Annotated in this window: 1 protein-coding gene; it reads left to right on the plus strand. The window is 53.1% G+C overall.

Features of this window, described 5'->3' with window-relative positions; genetic code table 11:
- Positions 1-247 (plus strand): 50S ribosomal protein L13 (gene rplM / locus AAEY72_RS15465; RefSeq protein WP_352311492.1); only part of this gene is annotated, 247 nt, incomplete at its 5' end.
- Positions 248-258: the final 11 nt, after the last annotated feature.

Here is a 258-nt window from a genome sequence, read left to right on the forward strand (position 1 = left end):
GGTTCGTGTAACCGGCAACAAAGCAAGCGACAAAATGTACTACCGTCACTCCGGTTTCCCAGGCGGTATCAAGTCTTCCAACTTCGAAGGCCTGATTGCCAAGAAGCCTGAAGCCCCGATCGAAATCGCGGTCAAAGGCATGCTGCCTAAGGGCCCACTGGGTCGCGATATGTTTCGCAAGCTGAAAGTCTATGCGGGCGCTGTACACCCTCATGCTGCTCAGCAGCCCCAAGAACTGAAGTTTTAACGGAATAGTTC

Origin of the sequence: Psychrobacter sp. W2-37-MNA-CIBAN-0211, assembly GCF_040309405.1 — a bacterium.
GTDB lineage: Bacteria > Pseudomonadota > Gammaproteobacteria > Pseudomonadales > Moraxellaceae > Psychrobacter > Psychrobacter glaciei.